The sequence below is a fragment of the Streptomyces sp. NPDC040432 genome (genome assembly GCF_055595445.1).
On the sequence record NZ_JBVIVP010000005.1, the window covers coordinates 116198 to 142898 of the forward strand.

The window sequence follows — 26701 nt, forward strand, 5'->3', positions numbered from 1 at the left end:
TCAATGAGCTCCTGCTGGTCTGCTCGCTCGTACTGCTCGTCGCCGTGGCGGCGGTGCGCGTCTCGTCGCGCAGCGGACTTCCCAGCCTGCTCATCTACCTCGGCATAGGCGTCGCGATAGGCCAGGACGGCATCGGGAACGTCGTCTTCGACAACGCCGAGCTGACGCAGGTCATCGGCTACGCCGCGCTCGTCGTGATCCTCGCCGAGGGTGGTCTGGGCACCAAGTGGAAAGAGATCAAACCGGCCCTCCCGGCCGCGATCACGCTGTCGCTGGTGGGCGTCGCGATCAGCGTCGGCGTGACGGCGGCCGGGGCGCACTACCTGGTCGGACTGGAATGGCGGCAGGCGCTGCTGATCGGCGCGGTCGTCTCCTCGACCGACGCGGCGGCCGTCTTCTCGGTGCTGCGCAAGGTCCCGCTGCCGTCCCGGATCACGGGCGTGCTGGAGGCCGAGTCGGGCTTCAACGACGCCCCCGTGGTCATCCTGGTCGTCGCCTTCGCGACGGTCGGACCGGTCGACGACTGGTACGTCCTGCTCGGCAAGATCGCGCTTGAGCTGGCGATCGGCGCCGCCATCGGCCTGACGGTCGGCTTCCTCGGTTCGTACGGGCTGCGGCACGTGGCCCTGCCCGCCTCGGGCCTGTACCCGATCGCGGTGATGGCCATCGCGATCACCGCGTACGCCGCCGGCGCGATGGCGCACGGCTCCGGCTTCCTCGCGGTGTACCTGGCCGCCATGGTGCTCGGCAACGCCAAGCTGCCGCACTGGCCGGCCACCCGGGGCTTCGCGGACGGGCTCGGCTGGATCGCCCAGATCGGCATGTTCGTGCTGCTCGGTCTGCTGGTCACCCCGCACGAGCTGGTCCACGACTTCTGGCCGGCGGTGATCATCGGACTGGTGCTGACGATGGTGGCACGGCCGCTGGAGGTCTTCGTGAGCCTGGTGCCCTTCCGGGTGCCCTGGCAGGAGCAGGCCCTGATGTCGTGGGCCGGCCTGCGCGGCGCGGTACCCATCATCCTGGCGACCATTCCGATGGTGTCGGGCATCGAGGGCAGCGAGCGGGTCTTCAACATCGTCTTCGTGCTGGTCGTCGTCTACACCCTGGTGCAGGGGCCGACGCTGCCGTGGCTGGCGCGGAAGCTGGAGCTCGGCGACACCGACGAGGCCGCCTCGGACCTCGGCATCGAGTCGGCGCCGCTGGAGAAGCTGCGCGGGCACCTGCTGTCCTTCTCGATCCCGGCCGCCTCGCGGATGCACGGGGTCGAGGTCAGCGAGCTGCGGTTGCCCGCCGGGGCCTCCGTCACGCTGGTGGTCCGGGACGCCAAGAGCTTCGTACCGGCGCCGTCGACCGTGCTGCGGCACGGCGACGAGTTGCTGGTCGTGGCCACGGACCCGGTGCGGGACGCGGCGGAGGCACGACTGCGCGCCGTGGCCCGCGGCGGCAAGCTCGCGGGGTGGCTCGGGACCGGTGGCGCGGCGTCACTCTAGGTGGCGGAGGGTGTCCGGATCGGGGGCCCGTGTGAACGTTTTTCTTTAGAGTGACGTTCTAATTCGGCCAATTTCAGTGGCGTGTGACCACCCTTGCCCCTATATCGGTGGTCAGGGAATGCGAAGTTCCGGTTAATCGCAGGTGAAGTCATGCCTTGTCAGCGTAATCACAGGGCGTGCTAGCGCATTCCCCTGTATGATGAAGGCACACCAGATCGAACCAACTCTGCCTGACGCAGAGCTGGCGCGACCGCAAAGCGGCCGTGGCACCCTCCCGCAGTGGGCGCCCAGGTATCACTCGGTTCTGCGCAAGAGGACAGCTCTCGGGGCTCCCACATGTACGGGTGCGACCGCTCACAAAGCGGCGCATCGTCCGCAGACGGGGAGTTCTACCAGGCAGCGGAAAGGCCAGGCCGTGACATCCGCGGTCACGACCGACACGTCCGCCCGTCCCGGTTACGGGCAGCTCCTGCGCACACCCGGCGCCCTCTCCTTCGTCCTCCCCGGCTTCGCCGCCCGTCTGCCGTTCGGCATGCTGACCATCAGCATCCTGCTGCTCGTCCAGCACTCCACCGGCTCCTACGGTGACGCCGGCATCGTCGCCGCCGTCACCGGCGTCTCCATGGCCCTCTTCGCGCCGGTCATGGGCAAGTTCACCGACCGTCGCGGCCAGAGCGCCGTCCTGGTCCCGGCCGTGCTCGTGCACGCCGCCGCCGTGGGCGCGCTGACCGCGCTCGCCCTGATCGGCGCCCCGCTGTGGGCGCTCGCGCTGGCCGCCGTCCCGGCCGGCGCCTCCGTCCCGCAGGTCGGCCCCATGGTCCGGTCCCGCTGGGCGGCCAAGCTGGAGGGCTCCCCGCTGCTGCCGACCGCGGCCGCGTTCGAGTCCGTCACCGACGAGTTCACCTTCGTCGTCGGCCCGGTGCTCGCCACCGCGCTGTGCACGGGCGTCCACCCGGCGGCGGGTCTCGCCACCGAGGCCGCGCTGACCCTGCTCGGCGGTCTGTTCTTCGCCGCGCAGCGCTCCACCGAGCCGAAGCCGGCCCCGCGACTCGCGGACGGCCAGAAGCACGCCTCCGCCCTGTCCTTCCCCGGGCTGCGCGTCCTGATCGTCGCGTTCATCGGCATCGGCGCCGTCTTCGGCGGCATGCAGGTCTCCCTCGCCGCCTTCTCCAACGAGATCGGCAACCCCGGCGCGAACGGCATGCTCTACGGCGTCTTCGCCGCGGGCAACATGATCGCCGGCATCGCGATGGGCGCCATCGCCTGGAAGATCGGCCCGCGCCGCCGCCTGATCCTGGGCTACGTCGGCCTGACCGCCGCCGCATCGGTCCTGTGGGCCGCCAACTCGGTGGTCGTGCTCGGCGCGCTCGGCCTGGTCGTCGGCCTCTGCATCGCTCCCGCGCTGATCACCGGCTACACCATGATCGAGCAGCTGATCCCGGCCGCCTCGCGCACCGAGGCCTTCACCTGGCTCACCGGCGCGGTCGCGTTCGGCCAGGCCGGCGCCGTGACCCTGGCGGGCCGCCTGACGGACGCGCACGGGTCCTCGTACGGCTTCCTCGTGCCGCTCGTGGCGACCGCCGTCGCGCTCGCCACCCTGCTGGCGCTGCGCTCGAAGCTGGCGCCGACGGCCCCGAGCCGGATCGTGAACTCGTCCCCGACGGGCACCGCGAGCGCCCCCGCGGCCACCGCGCCGACCACCCGTAATCGGGTGAACGAGCGTGGGATCGGTCACCGCACGCCGGTGACGGTGGACTGATCCGCCGGAATACGTCACCATGGAGCGTCGTTAGCACTCATTGAGTCAGAGTGCCAGGAGGAAATTCGTGCCGACCTACCAGTACCAGTGCACCGAGTGCGGTGAGGGCCTTGAGGCCGTGCAGAAGTTCACCGATGACGCACTGACCGTGTGCCCGAGCTGTGACGGACGCCTGAAGAAGGTGTTCTCCGCGGTCGGCATCGTGTTCAAGGGATCCGGTTTCTACCGGAACGACAGCCGCGGCGCCTCGTCGAGCAGCACGCCTGCCTCGAAGCCGGCGTCGACGACGTCGACTCCCGCCGCGACCCCTGCGGCTTCGTCCTCCTCGGCGTCGGCGGGCTCCGGCAGCAGCGCCGGTTCCAGCTCCACGTCTGCCGCCTGACCTCGTACGTTTTCCGCAAGACCCCGTCGCCCCTCCGTGGGCGGCGGGGCCTTGCGCGTACCCGGTTAGGGTGACGCCATGGCGAATGCAGAGATCGGTGTAATCGGCGGATCGGGCTTCTACTCCTTCCTTGAGGACGTCTCCGAGGTCCGGGTGGAGACCCCGTACGGGCCCCCGAGCGACTCCCTCCACCTGGGCGTGCTGGGTGGGCGCCGGGTGGCGTTCCTGCCCCGGCACGGGCGCAGCCACACCGTGCCCCCGCACAAGATCAACTACCGCGCCAACCTGTGGGCGCTGCGCTCGGTCGGCGTCCGCCAGGTGCTGGGCCCCTGCGCGGTGGGCGGGCTGCGGACGGAGTACGGGCCGGGCACGCTGCTCGTCCCGGACCAGCTGGTGGACCGCACGAAGTCCCGCGCCCAGACCTTCTTCGACGGGGAACCGCTGCCCGACGGCACCGTCCCCAACGTCGTGCACACCACCTTCGCGGACCCGTACTGCCCCGTCGGGCGCTCCGTCGCACTGGCCGCGGCCCGGGGGCGGGACTGGGAGGCGGTGGACGGCGGCACCATGGTCGTCGTCGAGGGCCCCCGCTTCTCGACCCGCGCCGAATCCCGCTGGCACGCCGCCGCGGGCTGGGCGGTCGTCGGCATGACCGGGCACCCCGAGGCCGTCCTCGCGCGCGAGCTGGGGCTCTGCTACACCTCGATGGCGCTGGTCACCGACCTTGACGCGGGCGCCGAGACGGGCGAGGGCGTCTCCCACACCGAGGTCCTGCGGGTCTTCGGCGAGAACGTCGGCCGGTTGCGCGAGGTCCTCTTCGACGCGGTGACGGCGCTGCCCGGGACGAAGTCCCGGGACTGCCTGTGCACCCACGCCCACGACGGCTGGGACCTGGGCATCGAACTGCCGTAGCCGGGGTCGAGGCGGCCTCGGTGGGGGTGGCCGGTGCGGGTAGCCGGTGCGGGTGCGGGTCCCGGCCCGGTGGGGCCCGCAGGACGCGGCGAACGGTTCCGGCCGGGGGTGGGGGAAGCGGTTCCGACCGGCGGTGGGGGAAGCGGTTCCGCGGAGGTACGCGGAACGCGTCCGCGGAGGTACGGCGAAACGGTTGCGCGGGAGGTGTCACGTTCCGCGGCGCCCGTTTGTCCCCAAAGGGAAAGGGCGGCACGACGGGCCGCCCCCGACCCGGAAGAGGCCGATCATGCCGCGCATCTCGCTCACCCCGCCGCGCACCCTCCTCATGCGGATCGCCACCTGGTACTCGCGCCGCACCTACGGCAAGGTGCTGGAACCCGGCCTCGCCTACGGGCACAACCCGCGCGTGCTGCTCACGTACGTCCGGCTCGAACAGCGGGCGGCGAAGTGGAACAAGCTCGACGCCGGACTGAAGCACCTCGCGGTGATGGCCACCGCGTCACGGATCAACTGCTCGTGGTGCATGGACTTCGGCTACTGGGAGGGCACCACCGGGCTGGGTCTGGCGCCTGCGAAGATCGAGCGGGTTCCGCAATGGCGGGAATCCCGCGAGGTGTTCACGGCGACCGAGTTGCTCGTCATGGAGTACGCCGAGGCCATGACCGACACCGAGCCGGCGGTGACCGACGAGCTGGCGGCGCGGCTGATCGGTCTGCTGGGCGAGGAGGCGTTCGTCGAACTCACCGCCATGGTCGCCCTGGAGAACTTCCGCTCGCGCGTGAACAGCGCCTTCGGACTGACCAGCCAGGGCTTCGCCGAGGCCTGCACGGTGCCGGTCCGACCGTGAGCGGGGTCCGGGGCTCCCACTCGTGCGGGTGACGGGGTTTTCCACACCCTGGGGACCGTCCACAGGACGAAGCGGGATCGGGTGACGGGGCGGATCGTGAGGGGTGTTCGGGCGTCCGCCCGACACCGGAACCCGATCAGTTCGGCGGTGCTCACCATGTCCAGGACCACTCCCCCGACCCCGCGCCCCTCCCTCCCGACCGCCCTTTCGACCCCTCCCCCGCCGTGCCGTCCCGCATCGGCGACTCCGCCGGGCCTCGCGAGCCCGCCCGCCTTCGCGAGTTCTCCGGCTTCCGCGTGTCCACCGGCGCGCCCCGTCCCGCTCTTTCCGCCCCTGCGTGTGGGGCGGGGCGGGGGACGGTTGCGGCGCGCGGTGCGGCGCCGGCGGCGGGCCGCTTCGGCCGGGTTGGCCGTCACGGCGGCCGTGCTGGTCGTCGGCGGTACGGATGCCCGGGCGGCGCGGAGTTCGCCGCCGCCCGAGGTGAAACCGCCGCCCGCGGCCGTACGCATGGTGTCGGCGCCGGTGCGCATCGCGGACGCGGCGACGGTGGGGCTGCTGCGCGCCGGCGACCGGGTGGACGTGGTCGCGGCGGAGCGGACGGGTCCGCCCCGGGTGGTGGCCGCGGGGGCGCGGGTGGCCGAAGTCCCGCATGCGGAAGGGGAGGTCGAGGAAGGCGGGGCCCTGGTGGTCCTGTCGGTCCCCCGGGACACCGCGCGGGCCCTCGTCGGTGCGGGCACGGTGGCGAGGTTGGCGGTGACGCTGTGCTGAGCGGTTCCGCTCCGGCTCGTTCGGTGCGGATTCGCACGGGCGAGCAGTCAAGTCACCTCAAGGAGGGCAGCGATTGGACACGCCGGGCCTTGACTGCCGTAGCTTTCGGAACCGTTGGCTCCAAGTTCCGTAGATGCGAAGAAAGGCTCAGTGGTGAGCGAGAAGAAGAAGGAGAGCGTCCTGGCGGGCTTCAAGGCCTTCCTGATGCGCGGCAACGTCGTCGACCTGGCGGTGGCGGTCGTCATCGGCGCCGCGTTCACGAACATCGTGAACTCGCTCGTGAAGGGCATCATCAGCCCGGTCATCGGCGCCATCGGCACGAAGAACCTGGACGTCTACAAGACCTGCATCAAGAACCCGTGCGCCATCGGCAAGGACGGCCAGCCGACAGGGGTGGAGATCCTCTGGGGCTCGGTCCTGAACGCCACGCTGACCTTCCTGATCACCGCGGCCGTCGTCTACTTCCTGATGGTGCTGCCGATGGCGAAGTACCTCGCCAAGCAGGAGGCGCGCCGCAAGGCCAAGGAGGGGGTGCAGGAGACCATGGAGATCACCGAGCTGGAGGTCCTCAAGGAGATCCGGGACGCGCTCGTCGCCCAGCGTGCCGGGAACGGCGGTGGCGCCCCCGGGGCGCCGGGGTCGCGCGACGCCTTCTGACCGCCCGGGCGGATCAGATGTGGTGCGGGGGCTTCTCGTCGAGGAAGCGGGTCAGGTCGGCCGTGCTTCCGCCGGCGGGGGCCCGGTCGCCCCAGCCGCGGTCCGTGTCATCGCGGGACTGCTGGTCCAGCGGGTCGTCGAAGACCAGCCGGGGCTTCGGCTTCGGCTCGGGCTTCGCCGGTCGCGCCCCGGTCTCGGGCTGCGGAGGCTGCGGATCTGAGGCGGGGGTGGTGCTCATGCCTCAAGGGTACGGCCGCCCGGGTGGCGGCCCCCGTCCCGGCCGCCGCCCCCGCCGCGTGCGATGTCGATGGTCGCCGTACCCGTCCGGCCGGCGGTCAGCTGGGGGCTTCGGCGCCCTTGCGGGCGTAGAACCACCAGCAGACGACGAGGCAGGTCGCGTAGAACCCGATGAACAGCCACAGGGCGTGCGTGACGGCCATCGCGGCGAACATCGCGGGGATGAAGAAGAAGCCGTACGCGGCGATGGCGGAGGAGAAGCCGGTGACGGCGCCCGACTCCATCTCGGACTGCTTCATGGCGGCCGCCTGCGCCTCGGGGCCCTGGCCTTCCGCCCGGCGCATGTGCTGGTCCCGGAAGATGACCGGGATCTGTCGGAAGGTGGAGCCGTTGCCCAGCCCGGAGAAGGCGAAGGCCACCAGGAAGCCGATGTAGAAGGCCCAGAAGCTGCCCTGGTCGCCGCTGTGCGGCAGCGCGAAGATCACGACCACGAGGGCCGCCGCCATGCCCACGAAGGACAGCATGGTGACCCTGGCGCCGCCGATCTTGTCGGAGAGCCAGCCGCCGGCCCAGCGCATGAGGGCGCCGATGAACGGGCCGATCCAGGCATAGGTGGTGGCCTGGTAGCCCTGGGACTGGAAGTTGTCCTTGATCAGCAGGGGCAGGCCGGCGGCGAACCCGATGAACGAGCCGAAGGTGCCGACATAGAGCCAGGTCATCAGCCAGTTGTGCTTGCGCTTGAAGATGATCTTCTGCTGGCTGAAGGGGGCCGAGGCCACCTTGAGGTCGTTCATGAGGAACCAGGCGAGCACCGCCATGATCACCAGCAGGGGCACCCAGAGGAACGCGCCGTTCTGGAGCCAGACGTCGGTGTTGTTCGTGGTGTCGCGCTGCGGGCCGCCGGCGGGGGCGCCCAGGACGGCGGCGGTGACCACCAGCGGCGCGACCAGCTGGACCACGCTCACGCCGAGGTTTCCGAGACCTCCGTTGAGGCCGTTGGCGCTGCCCTTCTCCCGCTTGGGGAAGAAGAAGCCGATGTTCGCCATCGAGGAGGCGAAGTTCGCGCCGCCGATCCCGCAGACGGCAGCGATGAGCGCCAGCTCCCAGTAGGGCGTTCCGGTGTCCTGGAGCGCGAAGCCCAGCCACAGCATCGGGGCGACCAGGATGATCGTGCTGAAGGCGGTGAACTTGCGTTCGCCGAAGATCGGCCCGATGAAGGTGTACAGGATCCGGAAGGTGCCGCCGGTGAGGCCGGGGATGGCGGTCAGCCAGAACAGTTGCGACTTGGAGAACCCGAAGCCGACGTTGTTCAGGTTGACCACGGTCACCGACCAGACCTGCCAGACCACGAAGCCGAGCATCAGCGCCGGGATCGACACCCACAGATTGCGCTGGGCGACCCTGCGGCCGGTGGACTGCCAGAAGCCGTCGTCCTCGGGCCGCCAGTCCCCGATGGTGGCGCCGGGCTTGTAGGTCTCCGCGCGGTGCGAACGCACCGTGGGCGGAGTGGGCGTGGGTATGGACATGGTCATCGGTCCTTCGGGTCGAGGAGCCACAGACCGATCACGACGAGGAAGGACAGGATGAGGAATCCCGCCCCCCACCAGGCCGTGCCGGTGTTTCCCTTCATCCACTCGTTGACGGTGACGGTCAGCGCCCAGAGCTGCCCGATGACGACGGTCAGGGCCAGGGCGAGGCGCGCGTTGAGCTTCGAGGAGCGTTCCGGCTCCTGTTCGGTACCGGCTCCGGGGCCGGGGCCGGTGTGCCGGATCCGCGGGTCTCCGTAGCCGCTCGTGGGGCGGATCTGCGGATATCGTTCGCGGACCGGGCGGTTCAGTCGGGGCTCGGCACTACCGGGCCGGTAGCCGGGGCGCGGGGGCAGGGATGGTTCGCTCACGTCCGTCCGCTCTCGGTCGCGGTGGAGCGGTCCGCCACGGGGCAGCCCAGGCGTTGGGCCATCTCCGGTCGGGACTCGCCGAACTGCCGGCACAGGGCTTCCTGGGTCGGCTCTCCCGACCGGGCGGTGGCGATGGCCCAGACACTGCCGTCGGCCTGCTCGGTCAGGATGATCCTGGGGAGGGGGCGGGGCGGTGGGCCGGCCGTCACCTCACCGGTGCGGGCGTCGAAGACGCCTTCGTGGCAGGGGCAGTACAGCTCGCCGTCGGCGCCCCGGTCCTCGCGCCAGAGCACCCCGCAGGCCAGGTGGGTGCAGACGGCGGAGTAGCCGACGAGGCTGCCGTCGGACAGGCGGACGGCCACGGCCCGGTCGTCCTCACCGGGGAAGCGGAAGGCCACGGACCGGCCCGGGGGCAGGTCGGCGGTGACCATCTTGGCCTCGGGCAGGGACTCGCTGTCGCCGTGCCGGTGCAGGATGCCGGCGGCGACACCGACCCCGCCGATGGCCAGGCCTCCGGAGACGGTGGCGACGATCCGCAGGTAGTCACGGCGGGTGGTGAGGGAGTCGGCGCTGATCCGGTCGCGCAGTTGGTCGGCGGCGGCGTCACCGTCGGACTCGGGGCCCGATCCCGATCCGGGTGAGGGCTGCTGGGTCACGCTCATCGGACATCCACTCCGTTGATCTCGACGACGGGCAGACCGCCGGGAACGGGCCACTGGACCTTGTCCGCGGGTACGACCATCGCCACGCCGGTGCTGACCACGACGTCGCCGAAGACGAAGGAGTCGGCGACCTGCACTCCGGGCCGCTCGGCCCGGAGCTCTTCGAGCGTTCCGTAGAAGAGCGCCCCGGTCGGGCAGACCGTGGCGCACATGGGGGCCAGGCCGTACGCGGTGCGGTCGTAGCAGAGGTTGCACTTCATCTGGAGCTTCGCCTGGAGGTCGATCTTGGGAACGCCGAAAGGACAGGCGTTGACGCAGTTGGCGCAGCCGATGCAGCGGGTGGTGTCGGCCTGCTGGACCACACCGTCGGCGGTGACGAGGATCGCGTCGGCGGGACAGACCTCGGCGCAGGGCGCGACGGGGTCCTCGCAGTGCATGCAGACGGTCGGGAGGGAGGCGACGGAGATACCGGGGTCGGTGTAGTCCAGGTGGATCATCGACTTGCCGCGGTGCGAATCGCATTCGCGGCAGGCGGAGACGCAGGCCTGGCAGCCGATGCAGCGGCCCGGGTCGATGAAGATCGTGCGTCCCATCATGGCGCGTCAGCTCCTCTCGGCCGTGCCACGGCCCTGCGGGGACGTGGGCGGCAAGGGATCGGTGCGGGAGACCTGGGTCTCCGGGTACGCCTCGTGGCCGGGGGCCGTGGGCGGCGCGGGAACCTCGTCGATCCGTTCGGCGGGCTCGATGCGGGCGGCGCACACCTTGTACTCGGGGATCTTGGAGCGGGGGTCGAGGGCGTCGATGGTCAGGGCGTTCGCGGCCGTCGGGACGGGCCAGTGGTAGGGGATGAACACCGTGTCCGGGCGGATGGCCTCCGTGACCAGGGCCGGGAAGACCTCGCTGCCGCGCCGGGTGACGACCCGGACCGGGTCGCCGTTGCGGAAACCGTGCGAGGGGTGGACCTCCACCCAGGGCCTCGGTGTCTGTTCCACGAGGGCGCCCAGCCGGCGCGTCTGGTTCCCGGACAGGAAGTGCGCCACGGTGCGTCCGGTGGTGAGGGAGAGCGGGTACTCCTCGGTGTACGGGTCCATCGGCGCGTGCCACTCGACGACCTGGAGGTGGACCTTCCCGTCGGGGTGGTAGGTCTTGCCGCCCTCGAACAGCCGTGGGGTGCCCGGGTGGTCGGTGGACGGGCACGGCCACACGATGCCGCCGGTCTCCTCCAGGCGTTCGTAGGTGATGCCGTAGTAGTCGTTGACGGTGCCGGCGGAGGCGACGCGCAGTTCCTCGAACACCTCGCGCGAGCCGGCGAAGTCGAACTTGTCGCCGACGCCCAGGCGGCGGGCGAGTTCGCACATCACCCAGGTGTCGGTGCGCACCCCCGCGGGCGGCTCCTGCGCCTTGTTGTGCTTGACGACGCGGGCCTCGGTGTTGGCCATGACGCCCTCGTCCTCGGCCCACACGGTGACGGGGAAGACGACGTGGGCGTTGGTGGCGGTCTCGGAGAGGAAGAAGTCGAACTGGGCATGGAATTCGAGGGTGTCGTACCCGCTCTTGACCGCGCCGTAGTTGGGCAGCGACACGAACGGGTTGTTGCAGATCCCGATGAGGCCGCGGATCTCCTGGCGCTGCATCTGCCAGACCATCTCCATCATGGAGGTTCCGGCGAGCGGCAGCTCGGACTCCTCGATGCCCCAGATCCGGCAGATCTGGCGGCGGTGCTCCTCGTTCATGATGGAGCGCCCGCCGGGCAGCAGGTCCGACTTCTGGCCGTGCTCCCGGCCGCCCTGCCCGTTGCCCTGGCCGGTGATGGTTCCGTAGCCGGCCCCGGGCTTGCCCAGGTTCCCGGTGGCGACGCACAGGTTGATGATGGACAGACAGTTCTCGACGCCCTGCGAGTGGTGCTCGACGCCCCGGGCGTGGAAGGCCATGGCGCTGCCCGCCCGGCCGAACGTCCGGGCCACCTGGAAGATCTGCTCCTCGGGGATCCCGCAGATCGCGGCCGCCCGGGCGGGCGGGTAGTCCTGGACGTTCTCGCGGACCTCCTCCCAGCCGGTGGTGTGGGCGGCGAGGTAGCCCTCGTCGGTCAGTCCCTCGGCGACGATGACGTGCAGGACGGCGTTGAAGAAGGCCGAGTCCGTGCCGGGCTTGAGGGCGACGTGGATGTCGGCGGTGCGGGCGATGGCGGTCTCGCGGGGATCGACCACGATCAGCGAGGCGCCCCGGTCCCGCGCTCCCCACACGTACTGGGTCATCACGGGGAAGCACTCCCCCACGTTGGACCCGGCGATCAGGAGGCAGTCGGTGAGGAGGATGTCCGAGAAGGGGTTGCCTGCCCGGTCGATGCCGAACGCGAGCTTGTTGGCGCCGGCCGCGCTGACCATGCAGAGCCGGCCGTTGTAGTCCACGTGCCGGGTCTTGAGGGCGACCCGTCCGAACTTGCCGACGAGGTAGGTCTTCTCGGAGTACAGGCTGGCTCCGCCGAGCAGCCCGAAGGCGTCGTTCCCGTGCGCGCCCTGGATGCGCCTGATCTCGGAGACGGTGAAGTCGAGGGCCTCGTCCCATGAGCACTCCCGGAACTCCTCGTCCCGGGAGCGGCGCATGAGTGGGGCGGTGAGCCGGTCGGGGTGGTTGACCTGCTGGTATGCGTTGATGCCCTTGGGGCACAGCCGCATCCGGTTGATGTCGTGGTTGCGGGGCTCGACCCCGAAGACCTTTCCGGCCCTGTCCACGCGCAGGTACATCCCGCATTGGACGCCGCAGAAGCAGCAGTGGGTGGGGACGAGCGTCTCGCCGTTCTGGTCGGCGTGCCACTGGTCCGCGGGGATGCCTCCGGCGTCACGGAAGTTGCGGGTGCCGGGCGGGGCGATGGACGGGTCGAGGGGCAGCGGGGCGGTCTTGGCCGGGTCCGTCGCGGTCACTTGAAGCCCTTCTTGACGTGGGTCAGGTAGGCGTTGCCGCGCAGGACCCGCTTGCAGCGCGGGCAGTACTCGGCCCAGGCGTCGAAGTCGAGCTTCAGGTCCTTCATCGTGCCGCGCAGGTTCTCCACGTACGGGGCGGTGTCGACGGGCTCCCCGCAGCGCTTGCAGGCGAAGACCTGCTCGTCCTGGCGGGCCGTGTACTTGAAGAGCTGCATGCCGACGGCGGCCGGGCGCTGCACGATGTGGAAGAACTTCCCGAAGGGGATGTAGATGAGGGTGAAGACCACCGACACCATGTGCAGGATCGCGAGGAACTCGTAGCCGCCGCCGTGCAGGAAGATCGACGAGAACGTCAGCAGCAGCCCGGTCACCGAGATGACGATGAGGCAGATCAGCGGTAGCAGGTCGTAGGCGAAGCGCTGCCCGGTGATGGCGCCGCGGTCCTTCATCCGGCGCCACAGGAAGTAGGAGGCCCCGGGGATGACGAGGACGGCGGCGATGTCCAGGCCGTGGAACATCAGCCAGCCCAGGAGGCTCAGCGAGTCGAAGCCGAGGACCTTGAACCCCCAGATCCGCATCGCGTAGCCGGGGCCCGCGCCGCTGTCGGAGGTGAAGGTGAACCAGCCCCAGGTGAGCGGGAAGGTGATCGCGGCGGCCAGCAGGCAACCCCAGAAGATCAGCTGGTGGGCGGCCCAGCGGCCGCGCGAGCGGGCACCGAGGAACTTCTGGAAGCCGAGGTAGGTGGCGATCATCCTCGGCAGCGCGGTGGGCGCCTTCTTGAAGTTGGCCATCGAGAAGAAGCTCCCGAAGCCCCGCTTGAAGAGCCTGCGCGCGCCGGGCGCCGAGACCCACACCGTGTACCGGTAGGCCACACCGAAGGCCAGGAAGACGGTCGCCACGGCGTACGGCAGCAGGGCGGAGTCGAAGTCCCTCAGGAGCCTGCTGCCGAGCACGATCGCGGCGATGAGCAACAGGGACACGACGACGCCCGCCAGGGTGGCCCGTGCGGTGACGGACCGGCCGGCGGGCGGCGGGGTGCTCGGCACCCCGGGCGGTGGTGGCGGGGCATCGGCGATGACTTCTGTGGGCTCGGACACAGCCACCACGCTAGGTTGTTCGTACCGATTCAGCCTGTTGTGTCCGTTGTTCGATTGGGCCGAACGGGGGCGGTCGGGTCCGCCGGGTCGTCGGCGCGGGCCGGGTCAGACCGCTGTCAGGCCGCGGGCGGCGAAGACCGCCTTCGCCTCGGCCACCTGCTCGGCGTCGGGTGAGGGGGTGTCGTGCAGGGTGAACGGCATCCCGAGGGCCTCCCACTTGCTCTCGCCGAGCTTGTGGAAGGGCAGGACGTCGACCCGCGAGACGTTGCCGAGCGTGGCGGCGAAGTCGGCGACGCCCTCCACGTTCTCCCGCGCGTCCGTGAGCCCGGGGACGAGGACGAACCGCAGGTGCACCTCCTTGCCCAGGTCGGCGAGGCGCAGGGCGAAGTCCAGGGTGGGCGCCAGCGGGCGGCCGGTGAGCTTGCGGTAGGTGGCCCGGTCCCAGGACTTGATGTCGAGGAGGACGAGGTCCACGTCGCGCAGCAGGGCGTCCGTGGCGCGCGCGCCGAGGAAGCCGGAGGTGTCGAGGGCGGTGTGCAGGCCGAGGTCGTTCTTCATCCGGTGCAGCAGCTCGCCCGCGAAGACGGGCTGCAGGAGGGGTTCGCCGCCGGAGATGGTGGCGCCGCCGCCCGAGGCGGAGATGAACCGGGTGTACTTGCGGGCCTCGGCGATGACCTCGTCGGCCGAGGTGCGCTTGCCGTTGCGCATCCGCATGGTGTCGGGGTTGTGGCAGTACAGGCAGCTCAGCGGGCAGCCCGCGAGGAAGGTGACGAAGCGCGTCCCGGGGCCGTCGACGCCGGTGGACAGGTCCCAGGAGTGCACCGATCCCTCGCTCGGTCGCCGCGTCGCGGCGGCGGCGGGGGTCCGACCGTCCCCGGCGGCCGGGGCGGTGGCGGTCCGGGGCGTGGCGTTGGCCCGGCCGACGGGGATGCTCGTACCGAAGAGGACGGTCATGGCAGGTGCTCCTGAGTGAGCCGGTGTCCGTGGGGGTCGGATGGAACGCGCGGTCCCGGGGCCGGGGTGGGGTGAGGGACGACCCCGGGCCGCGCGGTACGGGGGCTCTACAGCGAGCCGTGGAAGGTGCGGTTCAGCACGTCGAGCTGCTGGTCCCGCGTGAGCCGGACGAAGTTCACCGCGTATCCGCTGACGCGGATGGTCAACTGCGGATAGTTCTCCGGGTGCTCCATGGCGTCCATGAGCGTGTCGCGGTTGAGCACGTTCACGTTCATGTGGAAGCCGTCGCTGGCCATGTAGCCGTCAAGGACGCCCGCCAGGTTCTTGATCCGCTCCTCGGGGGTGCGGCCGAGGCCGTCGGGGGTGACGGTGTTGGTCAGCGAGATGCCGTCCTCGGCGTCCTCGTAGGGGAGCTTGGCGACGGACAGCGCCGAGGTGACGTAGCCGTGGGTGTCGCGACCGTTCATCGGGTTGGCGCCCGGCGAGAAGGGCTCGCCCGCGCGGCGGCCGTCGGGGGTGTTGCCGGTCTTCTTGCCGTAGACGACGTTGGAGGTGATCGTCAGCACGGACTGGGTGTGTTCGGCGCCCCGGTACGTCTCGTGCTTGCGGACCTTCCTCATGAACTCCTCGACGAGCCAGACGGCGATCTCGTCGACCCGGTCGTCGTTGTTGCCGTAGGCCGGGTAGTCGCCGTCGATGACGTAATCGGTGGCGAGGCCGGTCTCGTCGCGGACGGCCGTGACCTTGGCGTACTTGATGGCGGAGAGGGAGTCGGCGGCGACGGACAGACCCGCGATGCCGCAGGCCATGGTGCGGCGCACGTCGCGGTCGTGGAGGGCCATCTCGATGCGCTCGTAGGCGTACCGGTCGTGCATGTAGTGGATGACGTTCAGGGCGTGGACGTAGGTCGCCGCGAGCCATTCCATCTGCTCGTCGAACTTCGCCATGACCTGGGCGTGGTCCAGCACCTCGGAGGTGAGCGCGCCGGTCTCCGGGCCGACCTGGGCGCCGGACTTCTCGTCACGGCCGCCGTTGATCGCGTAGAGCAGGGTCTTGGCGAGGTTCACGCGGGCGCCGAAGAACTGCATCTGCTTGCCGACCGGCATCGCCGAGACGCAGCAGGCGATGGCGGTGTCGTCGCCGAAGCGCGGGAGCATCAGCTCGTCGGACTCGTACTGCACCGAGGAGGTGTCGATCGAGACGCGGGCGCAGAACTCCTTGAAGCCCTGGGGCAGTCGGGGGGACCAGAAGACGGTCATGTTCGGCTCGGGGGCCGGGCCGAGGTTGTACAGGGTCTGGAGGTAGCGGAAGGAGGTCTTCGTGACCAGCGGGCGGCCGTCCTCGCCCATGCCGGCGATCGACTCGGTGACCCAGGTGGGGTCGCCGCTGAAGAGCTCGTCGTACTCCGGGGTGCGCAGGAAGCGGACGATGCGGAGCTTGATGATGAAGTCGTCGACCAGCTCCTGGGCCTGCTCCTCGGTGAGGAGTCCCGCCGCGATGTCGCGCTGGAGGTAGACGTCGACGAAGGTCGAGGTGCGGCCCAGGGACATGGCGGCGCCGTTCTGCTCCTTCACGGCGGCCAGGTAGGCGAAGTACAGCCACTGGATGGCCTCGCGGCCGGTGGCGGCGGGTCCGGAGATGTCGCACCCGTAGGAGGCGGCCATGGTCTTGAGTTCGGCGAGCGCGCGGATCTGCTCGGAGAGCTCCTCGCGCAGGCGGATCGTCTCCTCCAGCGAACGGGGTCCGGCGGGCAGCGCGTTGAGCTCCTCCTTCTCCTCCTTCTTGAAGGCGATGAGGCGGTCGACGCCGTAGAGGGCGACGCGGCGGTAGTCGCCGATGATGCGGCCGCGACCGTAGGCGTCGGGGAGGCCCGTGACGATGCCGGCCTTGCGGGCGGCGCGGATCTCGGGGGTGTAGGCGTCGAAGACGCCGGCGTTGTGGGTCTTGCGGTAGTCGGTGAAGACCTTCTCCAGGTCCTCGGAGACCGGGTAGCCGTAGGTCTCCAGGGCGCCGGCGACCATGCGCCAGCCGCCGTACGGCATGATCGCGCGCTTGAGCGGGGCGTCCGTCTGGAGGCCGACGATCAGGTCCTTGTCGCGGTCGATCCAGCCGGGGGCGTGCGCGGTGATCGTCGAGGGGATGTCGTGCGCGACGTCGTAGACGCCCTTCTCGCGCTCCTCGGGGAACTTGTCCGTGATGGCCTTCCAGACGGCGGTGGTCCGCTCGGTGGGGCCGGCCAGGAAGGTGTCGTCACCTTCGTACGGCGTGTAGTTCTGCTGGATGAAGTCGCGGACGTCTATGGAGTCGCGCCACAGACCGCCCTTGAAGCCGTCCCAGGCCTCCGCGCTCTTCGTGGTTTCCGCAGGGGTGGCAGTCATGGCCGGCACCTTCTTCAGTCGCCTCGTTGCTTGCTTCCATTGCACGCCTTTTGATCGATCATTTGGTGCCGCGTTGGTCCCGAACTGCGGCCCGAAGGTCCCGCCGTGCACCGACCCCGACCATCCAAACCCGCCCTGAGCTGGCGTTTCGGTGGGGCCGAAGGCCCCTCGTGCGCTTGTGAAAACATTCACAAGAATCTCGCTCCAGGACCGGAAAGTCAGATGATCCGAACCAGGGCGAAGCCTGTGGATACCGCGACGCACGTCGTGACCAGCCCCGGCAGCATGAAGGAGTGGTTGACGACGAAGCGGCCGACACGGGTGGTGCCGGTCCGGTCGAAGTTGATCGCGGCGATGAAGGTCCCGTAGGTCGGCAGCAGGAAATAGCCGTTCACCGCCGGCCACATGGCGATCAGGAGGGGGGCCGGGATGCCGAGCGCGAGTCCCAGCGGCATCAGGGCCTTGGTGGTGGTGGCCTGGCTGAAGAGCAGGGCGGAGAGGAGCAGCAGCATGACCGCGAAGAACCAGGGGTGGGTCCCCGCGACACCGCCGAGGGCGCCGGTGATCCGGGCCTCGTTCGCCCCGATGAAGGAGAGCCCGAGCCAGGACAGGCCGAACACCCCGATGACGGCCACCATGCCGGAGCGCGCGACGTCGGTCCGCGGGATCCGTTGCGCGTCGACCCGACAGCACAGCAGGATCAGCGCGGCCACGGCCATCATGAGGATCTCGATGGTGGCCGGCATGGACAGCGGCCCCTTGCCGACCACGGGGCGCAGGCCCGGGAACAGTCCGCTGAGCACCACGGCGACCGTCCCGCCGAGGAAGAGGTACGCGGACCGGCGCGCCCGCGGTCGCAGCGGCGGCCGGGACCCGGCCCGGGCGGGGGCGGAGGCATCGATCTCGCCCGCGGCCAACCGGCGCAGGTACTCGGGGTCCTGGTGGAGCTCCCGACCGACCCGGGACTGCACGACGGCCGCGACGAGGACGCCGAGCAGGGTCGCCGGGACGGCCACGGCCATGATGCGGGGCAGGTTCCAGCCGTCACCGTCGAACATCACGATCATGGCCGCCATGGCGGCGGAGACGGGTGACGCGGTGATCCCGAAGGTGGCGGCGATCGACGACACGGCGATGGGCCGCTCGGGGCGTACTCCGCCCTCCCGGGCCACGTCGTGGATGACGGGAAGCAGGGGGTAGAAGACATGAGCCGTACCGGCCCCGAGGGTGAACGCCCAGGACACCAGGGGCGCGACGATCACGACCCGGCGGGGGTTGCGCCGGATCGCGCGCTCGGCCCGGCCGACCAGGAAGTCGATGCCTCCGGCGGCTTCCATCGCGGCCGCCGCCATGATCACCGCGAGGATGATCAGCATCACGTCGACGATGCCGGAGGTGTCGGCGGGCGCCACCCCGAAGACGGTGGCCAGTACGAACACCCCGACGGCCCCCCACAGCCCCATGGCCACCCCGCCCTTGCGGGAGCCGAGCCAGATGGCCGCCACCATCACGGCGAGTTGGAGGAACATGCCGGGCACGGTCGGGCCTTTCGTCGACGGGCAGCGGTGGGGGCGCGGGGGTCGTCGGCAGCCGGGACGCCGACCGGCCCGCGGCAGCGCCGGGAGGGACCGGCCGGCCGCGGGCCGGGTGTCGGGGCCGACCGGGAGGGTCGGCGAGGAGTGGTGGCGGGTGGAGCGGGTCGGGCGGGATCCGGAAGGAGCGACCGCGGTCCTGCTCTAGCTGGGGGCTTCGGCGCCCTTGCGGGCGTAGAACCACCAGGCGACGACCACGCAGCTGGCGTAGAAGGCCACGAACCCCCACATGGCGCTGGTGACGGCGAAGTTCGCGAACATCGCCGGGATGAAGAAGAAGCCGTAGGCCGCGATGGCGGCGGTGAAGCCGGTGACCGCGCCCGACTCGATCTCCGCCTGCTTGAGCGCCGTCGCGTACTGCGGGGTGCCCTCCGTCAGGCCCTTCAGGTGCTGGCTCCGGAAGATGACCGGGATCTGGCGGAAGGTCGAGCCGTTGCCGATGCCCGAGAAGAAGAAGGCGGCCAGGAAGCAGAAGAAGAAGCCGTAGAAGGAGCCCTGGTCGGAGCCGGCGGGCAGGAAGGTGATCACGCCGATGATCGAGACCGCCATGCCGACGAAGGACAGGATCGTGACCCGGGCGCCGCCCAGCTTGTCGGCGATCCAGCCGCCCGCCCAGCGCGCCAGGGCGCCGAGGGCCGGGCCCATCCAGGCGTAGGTGGCCACGGAGTAGTCGGGGAAGGTGGTCTTGATGAGCAGCGGCAGGGCGGCGGCGAAGCCGATGAAGGAACCGAAGGTGCCGACGTAGAGCCAGGTCATCAGCCAGTTGTGCTTGCGCTTGAAGATGACCTTCTGCTGGCTGAAGGGGGTGGAGGCGACCTTCAGGTCGTTCTGTCCGAACCAGGCGATCGCGGCGAGGACGATCAGGACGGGTACCCATACGAAGGCCGCGTTCTGGAGGTATATCTCCGACCCGTCGGCCTTCTTCTGTCCCGCGCCGATCGCGAGCACGGAAGTGGTGATCAGGATGGGCGTCAGCAGTTGGACCACCGAGACACCCAGGTTGCCGAGACCGCCGTTGATGCCGGTCGCGTTGCCCTTCTCCTGCTTCGGGTAGAAGAAGCCGATGTTGGCCAGCGAGGAGGAGAAGTTCGCGCCTCCGATGCCGCAGAGCGCGGCGATCGCGACCATCGTGGTGTAGGAGGTGTTGGGGTCCTGCACCGCGAAGCCGAGCCACAGCAGCGGCACGATCAGCACCACCGTCGAGAGCGCCGTGAAGCGGCGCTGCCCGACCATGGGGCCGAGGAACGTGTAGAAGATGCGGGCGGTACCGCCGGTGATGCCGGGTACCGCGGTCAGCCAGAACAGCTGCGACTGGGAAAAGCCGAAGCCGACGTCCTTCAGGTTCGTCGCGGTGATGCTCCAGACCTGCCACACCACGAAGGCGACGAGCAGCGCCGGCACGGCGATCCACAGGTTGCGGGTCGCGACCTTCTTGCCGGTGGTGCGCCAGAAGGTCGGATCCTCCGGCGTCCATTCGGTGATGGTGCGGCCGGGGCGGTACTGCGCCGGATCGGCCAGCACCTCTGGCACTTGCTGCGTGGCGGTACTCATCGCGTGATCCTGAACGTCGAGAAGGGTCCTGACCTATCCAGGTTCCGCTCGCACGGCCGTCCGGCATCAGGGGCGAACGTCGTGTGGGCGACAGGACAAGGTCCTGTCGCCCACACGACGTTCGGCGGCGGATCAGCTCAGGGCGACCACCGGGAGGGACACCCGCGGGTCGTCGAGGCAGACGCCGGTGCGCAGGTCGAAGACCTGCTTGTGCATCGGCGACGTCACCACCGGGATCCCGTCCCGGGAGCCCATGATGCCGTCCGAGATCACGTCGGCGCCGGAGAAGGGGTCCCGGTTCCCGACCGCGTACACCGTCCCGTCACGGTCCTTGAAGACGGCGGCCTCGGTGCCGTCGGCGAGCCGCACCGAGCGTCCGCGGCCCGGCTCCAGAACGCCCGCGGCCGCCCCGTCCGGGGCCACCGCCCCCGGGTCCACCGGGCCGAAGCGCTCCAGTGCCCGCGGGTCCTCCAGGACGGCCTGCCACTCGTCCTCGTACGCCGCCACGTGCCGCTCCATCTGCTCCTGGAGTTCGGCGCAGATCCCGAGCGAGTCCTCGATCAGCACGGCCTTCAGGTGCTCCGTGCCGCCCTCGATGCGCTCGATCCAGGTGGCCGTGCGCTCCAGCCGTTCGCCGGTCCGGACGTAGTACATGAGGAACCGGTCGATCAGCTCGAAGAGCGCCTCCCTCGTCAGGTCGGAGGCCAGCAGGTCGGCGTGGCGGGGGTTGGCCCCGCCGTTGCCGCCGACGTACAGGTTCCAGCCGTTGGCGGTGGCGATGACGCCGATGTCCTTGCCCCGGGCCTCCGCGCACTCGCGCAGACAGCCCGAGACGCCGCCCTTGAACTTGTGCGGGGTGCGCAGGCCGCGGTAGCGCAGCTCCAGGTCGATGGCGAGCTGGATCGAGTCGCCCTGTCCGAAGCGGCAGAAGCGGGCGCCGACGCAGGACTTCACCGCGCGCAGGGACTTCCCGTAGGCCTGACCGGATTCGAAGCCGGCTCCGCCGAGGCGCCGCCAGATGTCGGGGAGTTGTTCCTTGCGGACCCCGAACAGGCCGATCCGCTGCGCGCCGGTGATCTTCGTGTAGAGCCCGTAGTCGCGGGCCACCTCGCCCAGCGCGATCACCTGCTCGGGGGTGATCTCGCCGCCTGCGACGCGCGGGACGACGGAGTAGCTGCCGTCCTTCTGGAGGTTGGCGAGGAAGAGGTCGTTGGTGTCCTGCAGCGCCGCCTGCTCGCCGCGCAGGATGTGGCCGATGCCGAGGTCCGGGGCGAGGGTGCCCAGCACGTTCCCGACGACCGGCTTGCAAACGGCGCAGCCCTCGCCGCCCTGCCCGTGGGCCGCCAGCAGCTCGCCGAAGCTCCGGATGTGTTCGGTACGGACCTTCTCGTAGATCTCGGCCCGGGTGAGGGCGAAGTGCTCGCACAGTCCGCGGGGCTTCTCGACTCCTTGCGCCGACAGTTCGGCGTCCAGGACGGCTTGCAGGGTACCGAGGCAGCCACCGCAGCCCGTACCGGCCTTGGTGCACTTCTTGATCCCGCCGATGTCGGTGAGGGATTCGGCGGTGACGGCGGTGCGGACCTGCCCCTTGGTGACGTTGTGGCAGGAACACACCACCGCGTCGTCGGGCAGTGCGTCCGCTCCCGGCGGCGCCGTCCCCTCCGTGTCCGGGAGGAGGAAGGCCTCGGGTGGTGCGGGCAGTTGGCGGCCGGCGTGCGGCTTAAGCGAGCCGTAGGCCCGGGCGTCGCCGACCAGGATCCCGCCGAGGAGGGCGCCGTCCGGGCCGAGCAGCAGTTTCTTGTAGACGCCCTCGCGGGTGTCGGAGAAGACCACGGACACCGCCCCGTCGCGCCCCTCGGGGGCGAAGGGGTCACCGAAGGAGGCCACGTCGGCGCCCATCAGCTTCAGCTTGGTGGAGGTGTCGGCGCCGGTGAAGGTCAGTTCGCCCGCGCCCGCGAGGGCCTCGGCGACCGTCTCCGCCATCTGGTAGCCGGGGGCCACCAGCCCGTACACCTTGCCGTCGACCGTCTGCGCGCATTCTCCGACCGCGTAGACGAACGGATCGCTGGTCCGGCAGTGGGCGTCCACGACGACGCCGCCGCGGTCGCCGACCGCCAGCCCGCACTCGCGTGCCAGCCGGTCGCGGGGGCGCACCCCGGCCGAGAAGACCACGACCTCGGAGCTGATCTCCCGGCCGTCGGTCAGCCGCAGCGCGCGGGCCCTGCCGTCGGCGTCGACCCGGACGGCGGCCGCGCCGACGCCGGTGTGCACGGCCACGCCCATCGATTCGATGGTGGCGCGCAGGGCGGCGGCGCCTCCGTCGTCGACCTGGAGGGGCATCAGCCGGGGCGCGAACTCCACGACGTGCGTGGTCAGTCCGAGGGTGCGCAGCGCTCCCGCGGCCTCCAGGCCGAGCAGCCCACCGCCGATGACCACGCCGCTTCGGGCGTGGCCCGCGTGGTCGGTCAGGGCCCGCACGTCATCGAGGGTGCGGTAGGTGAAGCAGCCTTCCGCTCCGGCGCCCTCGATGGGCGGAACGAAGGGGTAGGAGCCGGTCGCCAGTACCAGCGCGTCGTAGTCGTGGACGGCACCGGATCTGCTGGTGACGGTGCGGGCGGCGGTGTCGATCAGTTCGGCCGGGTCCCCGAGGCGCAGGTCGATCCCGTGCCGTTCCAGGAAGCCGGGCGCGAGCAGCGACAGGTCCTCGCCGGTGGAGCCGGTGAAGGCGGCGGACAGGTGCACCCGGTCGTAGGCGGGGACGCGCTCCTCGGCGAGGACGGTCACCCGCCAGCCCGTGGCGCCCGGCGCGGCCGGGTCCGCGAGCGCGTCACGCTCGGCGAGTGCCTCCAGCAGGCGGTGTCCCACCATGCCGTGGCCGATGACGACCAGTGTCTGCGTCATGGGTCTCACTCCGTGTGCGAGGGATGCGTGCGGGTGGCTTCCCCGCTTCTCGACGGTAGGTCGGTCCCGAGGTCCCGGGCGCCCGTAAAGGGCCCGTCGGGGCGGGGACACGGGCCCGTTCCGGTCGGGACCTGCGACCTGCGGCGAGGGCCGTTGGACCGGATCCGGCCGGCCGGTCGGACGCCTAGCGTGGAGTGCGGAACGGGGGGCCGATCAAGGATTTCGGGAGGTACCGGATGCTCGTGCTCGCCGTGCACGGCAGTGCGGACCCCGCCGCCGCCGGGGCCGTGCGCCGCCTCGGCGTCACCGTGGAGGCACTCGGCGGGATCCGCCCGCTGGTGGGTCACCTGGACGTGCAGCGCCCCTCCCTCGCCGAGGTCGTCAGGGAGCATCCGGGATCGGTGGTCGTCCCCCTGCTGCTGGGCGACGGCTACCACCTGCGCGTGGACATCCCCGCGGTCCTGGACGGCACCGGCTGCCGTCTCACGCGGGGTCTCGGTGGTGAGTCCGCCGTCGCGCCGGCCCTGTACGGGCGGCTCCGCGAGGCCGAACGGAGGCGGGGCCCCCACGCCCGGGCCGACGCGGTGGTGGTTGCCGGCGCGGGCTCCACCCGGCCCGGCGGCAACGAGGGCACGACGGCGGCCGCCGCCCGGCTGTCGACGTTGCTGGCGGCCGACCGCGGGCCCGACCGCGTCCCGGTCGTCCCCGCGTACCTGACCTCGGCCGGGCCCACCGTCCCCGAGGCGCTCGCCGCACTCCGGGAGGCCGGGCACCGCCGGATCGCGGTGGCCGCGCACCTGCTGGCTCCGGGCCGGTTCACCCGGGCCCTGGCCGCCGCCGGGGCCTGGACGGTCACCGACCCGTTGGCCGACCATCCGCGGATCGCCCGCTTGGTCCTGGACCGGTACGAGTCGCAGGAGTCCGCCCGGGGTACCCGCGTCCCGCGGGCCGCGCGCCTCGCCTGCTAGGCAGTCCGGCTTTGCTGTCCTGAGCGGTATGACGTACGTACCGATGACCGCCCGCAGCCGCCACGAGGACCATCGGGCATCGACCCCGCTGGAACTGTTCTTCGACCTCTGTTTCGTCGTCGCGATCGCCCAGGCCGGGGCGCGGCTGGTGCACTCCCTCGCGGAGGGACATCCGGGGGCCGGCGTGGTCGGTTACTTCTTCGTCTTCTTCGGCGTGTGGTGGGCGTGGATGAACTTCACGTGGTTCGCCTCCGCCTACGACTGCGACGACGTGCCGTACCGGGTCGCGACGCTCGTCCAGATCGCCGGCGTCCTCGTCTACGCGGCGGGTGTGAGCCGTGCCTTCGACGACAACGACTGGGTCGTGGCCGTCATCGGCTACCTCATCATGCGCGTGGCGCTGACCGCGCAGTGGTTGCGCGCCGCGGCCGGGGAGAGCGGCCCGGCCCGCAGGGCCGCGTTCACCTACGCGGCGGGACTGGTGGTGTGCCAGGCGGGCTGGGTGGCCCTGCTGTTCGCCCCGGCGGGCTCCCGGCGCTGGCTGTTCCTGGTGCTGGTGGTGGCCGAGCTGTTCGTCCCGGTGGTGGCCGAGCGGGGGCACCAGACCCCCTGGCACGCCCACCACATCGCGGAACGGTACGGCCTGTTCACCATCATCGTGCTCGGCGAGACGATCGCCGCCAGCACCGTGGCCGTGAAGTCGGCGCTCGACGAGCACGAGGCCCTGGGCGAGCTGCTGCCCATCGCCGCGGGCGGACTGCTGATCGTCTTCGCCGCGTGGTGGATCTACTTCGCGGTCCCGATGCACACCCGGCTCACCTCCAACCGCGACGCCATCCCGTGGGGCTACGGGCACCTGCTGGTCTTCCTCTCGGGCGCGGCGATCGGCGCGGGCATCGAGGTCGCGGTGGAGCACGCGGTCGGCAAGGCGCACATCTCGCAGGTGGCCGCCAACGCCGCCGTCACGGTCCCGTCGGCGTTGTTCCTGCTGATGGTGTGGCTGCTGCACTCGCGGTACTTCAAGCGCGGCATCGCCCAGCAGCTGGTGCTCCCGCTGTCCGCCGCGGCGCTCCTCGCCTGCACCTGGACGGGCCCGTACGCGGTCCTCTACGCGGGCCTGGTCGCGACGCTCACGGTCGCGGTCGGCCAGACCCTGTCGGTCCGCGGCCCGGGGGTCCGTACCGCGGCTGGCTGAACGTCGCGGCACCCGTCACCCCCGTGCCCCCGGACCCGTTCAGCAGCTCAGCGGAACGGCTACAGGAAGGGACGGGCCCATGACACTGCCCCCACAACGACACGCAGGCGCGCACGACCCCGGCGCGGAACTCGCCGACCCGGGGTTCTGGCAGCTCCCCCCGGACCGGCGGCTGGCTGCCTTCGCCCGCCTGCGCGCCCTGGACGCACCGGTGTTCGTCCCCGAGGGCGCCGGCCACTGGGCCCTGGTGCGGCACGCGGACGTGCAGGAGGCCAGCCGGCTGCCGAAGGTGTTCGCCAGCGCGCCCGGCGTCACGACGCCCGAGCCGGCCCGCTGGGTGCGGGCCCTGTTCGGGGACTCGATGGTCAACCTGGACGGCCCGAACCACGCACAGTTGCGCAAGATCGTGCAGCGGGCCTTCACCCCCCGGCTGCTCGCGGCGGCGGAGGAGGACATCCACACGGTGGCGACCCGCATCGTGGACGACGTACTGGCCGAGCAGCCGGACGAGTTCGTCTCGGCGGTGGCCTCCCGGCTCCCGCTTGAGGTCATCTGCAACATGATGGGGATCCCCGAGCGCTACCGGGCGGAGATCGCCGACCGGGTCAACCACGCCTCGGAGAACATCGGCGTCGAGCGGGGCCTGGCGGCCCGGCTGCGGATGCCGGGCCGCGGGCTGCGGGCGCTGGCGCGGATGCAGCGGATGGTCGCCGGCATCGGCCGGGAGCGGCGCAGGCACCCCACGGACGACCTGATCTCGGCGCTGGTCACGGCGAACGTCGACGGCCAGGCCCTCGGCGCCCGTCAACTGGGCGCATTCTTCTCCCTGCTGATGGTGGCCGGGGTGGAGACCACCCGCAACGCCATCACCCACGGACTCACCCTGCTCACCGACTTCCCCGAGCAACGCGACCTGCTGCTCTCGGACTTCGAGAAGTACGCGGACGGCGCCGTCGACGAGATGATCCGGCACTCGACGCCCATCATCCAGTTCCGCCGGACGGTCGTCGCCGAACACACTCTGGGCGGGAAGCCGTTCCGACCCGGCGACAAGGTGGTGCTGTACTACGCCTCCGCCAACCGCGACGAGACCGTCTTCCCGGACCCGGACGCCTTCGACATCACCCGCTCCCCCAACCCCCACCTGGGGTTCGGCGGCGGCGGGCCGCACTTCTGCCTGGGCGCGCACCTGGCCCGGGTCGAGATGAAGGCCCTGTTCCGCGAGTTGCTCACCCGACCGGTGGGCCTGCGGGCGGTGGGGCTGCCGGATCTGGCCGGGTCCAGCTTCGACAACCGGGTGCGTTCGCTGCGCTTCGCCTTCGACCGCCCCTGATGCACCGGCCGGACGGCCGGGACGTCGACGCACCGGACACCGACGGATGGGGCCGACGGGACGGAACCGGCCGACGGAACCGGCCGACGGGTGGAACCGGCCGACGGGTGGGACCGGCCACCGGGCAGGCTGGGAGCCCGGCGGCCGGAGCGGGTGGGCGGCGCGCGTCGAACACCGACGCCGCCGCCGCGGATCACGCA

The 26701-nt window shown here is 70.9% G+C and carries 22 protein-coding genes; 10 read left to right on the forward strand and 12 right to left on the reverse strand.

Translation table 11 applies throughout. The features are described 5' to 3' along the window. Positions 1-11: 11 nt before the first annotated feature. From ACZ58N_RS13365 to mscL, 7 genes are all read left to right on the forward strand, one after another. Positions 12-1490 (forward strand): potassium/proton antiporter, encoded by a 1479-nt coding sequence (locus ACZ58N_RS13365; RefSeq protein WP_471159213.1) that lies wholly within the window; start codon positions 12-14, stop codon positions 1488-1490. Positions 1491-1905: 415 nt separating this feature from the next. Continuing rightward, the gene (locus tag ACZ58N_RS13370; protein WP_471158520.1) at positions 1906-3249 is read left to right on the forward strand and encodes an MFS transporter; all 1344 of its coding nucleotides are present in this window, start codon (positions 1906-1908) and stop codon (positions 3247-3249) included. 67 nt (positions 3250-3316) lie between these two features. Next, the gene (locus tag ACZ58N_RS13375) at positions 3317-3631 is read left to right on the forward strand and encodes an FmdB family zinc ribbon protein (protein WP_471158522.1); all 315 of its coding nucleotides are present in this window, start codon (positions 3317-3319) and stop codon (positions 3629-3631) included. A gap of 78 nt (positions 3632-3709) precedes the next feature. Then, positions 3710-4543, forward strand: coding sequence for an S-methyl-5'-thioadenosine phosphorylase (locus ACZ58N_RS13380; RefSeq protein WP_471158524.1), 834 nt, complete (start codon positions 3710-3712; stop codon positions 4541-4543). A gap of 286 nt (positions 4544-4829) precedes the next feature. Continuing rightward, complete coding sequence (locus ACZ58N_RS13385) at positions 4830-5390, forward strand: carboxymuconolactone decarboxylase family protein (RefSeq protein WP_471158526.1); 561 nt, start codon at positions 4830-4832, stop codon at positions 5388-5390. A gap of 156 nt (positions 5391-5546) precedes the next feature. Continuing rightward, positions 5547-6158 (forward strand): hypothetical protein, encoded by a 612-nt coding sequence (locus ACZ58N_RS13390; protein ID WP_471158528.1) that lies wholly within the window; start codon positions 5547-5549, stop codon positions 6156-6158. A 153-nt stretch (positions 6159-6311) separates the two neighbouring features. After that, on the forward strand, positions 6312-6815 hold the full coding sequence (mscL, locus tag ACZ58N_RS13395; protein ID WP_471158530.1) for a large conductance mechanosensitive channel protein MscL: 504 nt from the start codon (positions 6312-6314) through the stop codon (positions 6813-6815). Positions 6816-6828: 13 nt separating this feature from the next. Here mscL and ACZ58N_RS13400 read toward each other — a convergent pair whose 3' ends face one another. The 12 genes from ACZ58N_RS13400 to nirB all read right to left on the reverse strand — a co-directional run bounded on the left by ACZ58N_RS13400 (position 6829) and on the right by nirB (position 23005). Beyond that, positions 6829-7053 carry a hypothetical protein gene (locus ACZ58N_RS13400; protein WP_471158532.1) on the reverse strand — a complete coding sequence of 75 codons (225 nt, stop codon included), beginning with the start codon at positions 7051-7053 and terminating at the stop codon, positions 6829-6831. 97 nt (positions 7054-7150) lie between these two features. After that, the gene (locus ACZ58N_RS13405) at positions 7151-8578 is read right to left on the reverse strand and encodes a NarK family nitrate/nitrite MFS transporter (RefSeq protein WP_471158534.1); all 1428 of its coding nucleotides are present in this window, start codon (positions 8576-8578) and stop codon (positions 7151-7153) included. Positions 8579-8580: 2 nt separating this feature from the next. Beyond that, on the reverse strand, positions 8581-8949 hold the full coding sequence (locus tag ACZ58N_RS13410) for a hypothetical protein (RefSeq protein ID WP_471158536.1): 369 nt from the start codon (positions 8947-8949) through the stop codon (positions 8581-8583). Then, the gene (locus ACZ58N_RS13415; RefSeq protein WP_471158538.1) at positions 8946-9611 is read right to left on the reverse strand and encodes a QcrA and Rieske domain-containing protein; all 666 of its coding nucleotides are present in this window, start codon (positions 9609-9611) and stop codon (positions 8946-8948) included. The genes ACZ58N_RS13410 and ACZ58N_RS13415 overlap by 4 nt, the downstream gene beginning before the upstream one ends. Continuing rightward, on the reverse strand, positions 9608-10207 hold the full coding sequence (locus ACZ58N_RS13420) for a 4Fe-4S dicluster domain-containing protein (RefSeq protein ID WP_471158540.1): 600 nt from the start codon (positions 10205-10207) through the stop codon (positions 9608-9610). Before ACZ58N_RS13420 ends, ACZ58N_RS13415 begins: the two co-directional genes overlap by 4 nt. A 6-nt stretch (positions 10208-10213) precedes the next feature. Then, positions 10214-12532 (reverse strand): molybdopterin oxidoreductase family protein, encoded by a 2319-nt coding sequence (locus ACZ58N_RS13425; RefSeq protein ID WP_471158542.1) that lies wholly within the window; start codon positions 12530-12532, stop codon positions 10214-10216. Then, positions 12529-13629 (reverse strand): MFS transporter, encoded by a 1101-nt coding sequence (locus ACZ58N_RS13430; protein WP_471158544.1) that lies wholly within the window; start codon positions 13627-13629, stop codon positions 12529-12531. The genes ACZ58N_RS13425 and ACZ58N_RS13430 overlap by 4 nt, the downstream gene beginning before the upstream one ends. A gap of 105 nt (positions 13630-13734) precedes the next feature. After that, positions 13735-14583, reverse strand: coding sequence for a pyruvate formate-lyase-activating protein (pflA, locus tag ACZ58N_RS13435; protein WP_471158546.1), 849 nt, complete (start codon positions 14581-14583; stop codon positions 13735-13737). Between the two features lie 107 nt (positions 14584-14690). Next, a complete protein-coding gene (pflB, locus tag ACZ58N_RS13440) occupies positions 14691-16961 on the reverse strand; it encodes a formate C-acetyltransferase (RefSeq protein WP_471158548.1) in 2271 nt (756 codons plus the stop codon). A 218-nt stretch (positions 16962-17179) separates the two neighbouring features. After that, a complete protein-coding gene (locus tag ACZ58N_RS13445) occupies positions 17180-18490 on the reverse strand; it encodes an anaerobic C4-dicarboxylate transporter family protein (RefSeq protein ID WP_471158550.1) in 1311 nt (436 codons plus the stop codon). 207 nt (positions 18491-18697) lie between these two features. Continuing rightward, positions 18698-20104, reverse strand: coding sequence for a NarK family nitrate/nitrite MFS transporter (locus ACZ58N_RS13450; protein WP_471158552.1), 1407 nt, complete (start codon positions 20102-20104; stop codon positions 18698-18700). Between the two features lie 132 nt (positions 20105-20236). Continuing rightward, positions 20237-23005: a nitrite reductase large subunit NirB gene (gene nirB, locus ACZ58N_RS13455; RefSeq protein ID WP_471158554.1), complete on the reverse strand. Its 2769-nt coding sequence runs from the start codon at positions 23003-23005 to the stop codon at positions 20237-20239. A gap of 236 nt (positions 23006-23241) precedes the next feature. Here nirB and ACZ58N_RS13460 point away from each other — a divergent pair, with 236 nt between their 5' ends. The 3 genes from ACZ58N_RS13460 (at position 23242) to ACZ58N_RS13470 (ending at position 26501) form a co-directional block, all read left to right on the forward strand. Next, positions 23242-23973: a sirohydrochlorin chelatase gene (locus ACZ58N_RS13460; protein WP_471158556.1), complete on the forward strand. Its 732-nt coding sequence runs from the start codon at positions 23242-23244 to the stop codon at positions 23971-23973. A 28-nt stretch (positions 23974-24001) separates the two neighbouring features. After that, positions 24002-25168 (forward strand): low temperature requirement protein A, encoded by a 1167-nt coding sequence (locus ACZ58N_RS13465; protein ID WP_471158558.1) that lies wholly within the window; start codon positions 24002-24004, stop codon positions 25166-25168. 79 nt (positions 25169-25247) lie between these two features. Continuing rightward, the gene (locus tag ACZ58N_RS13470; protein ID WP_471158560.1) at positions 25248-26501 is read left to right on the forward strand and encodes a cytochrome P450; all 1254 of its coding nucleotides are present in this window, start codon (positions 25248-25250) and stop codon (positions 26499-26501) included. The last annotated feature ends 200 nt before the right edge of the window (positions 26502-26701 follow it).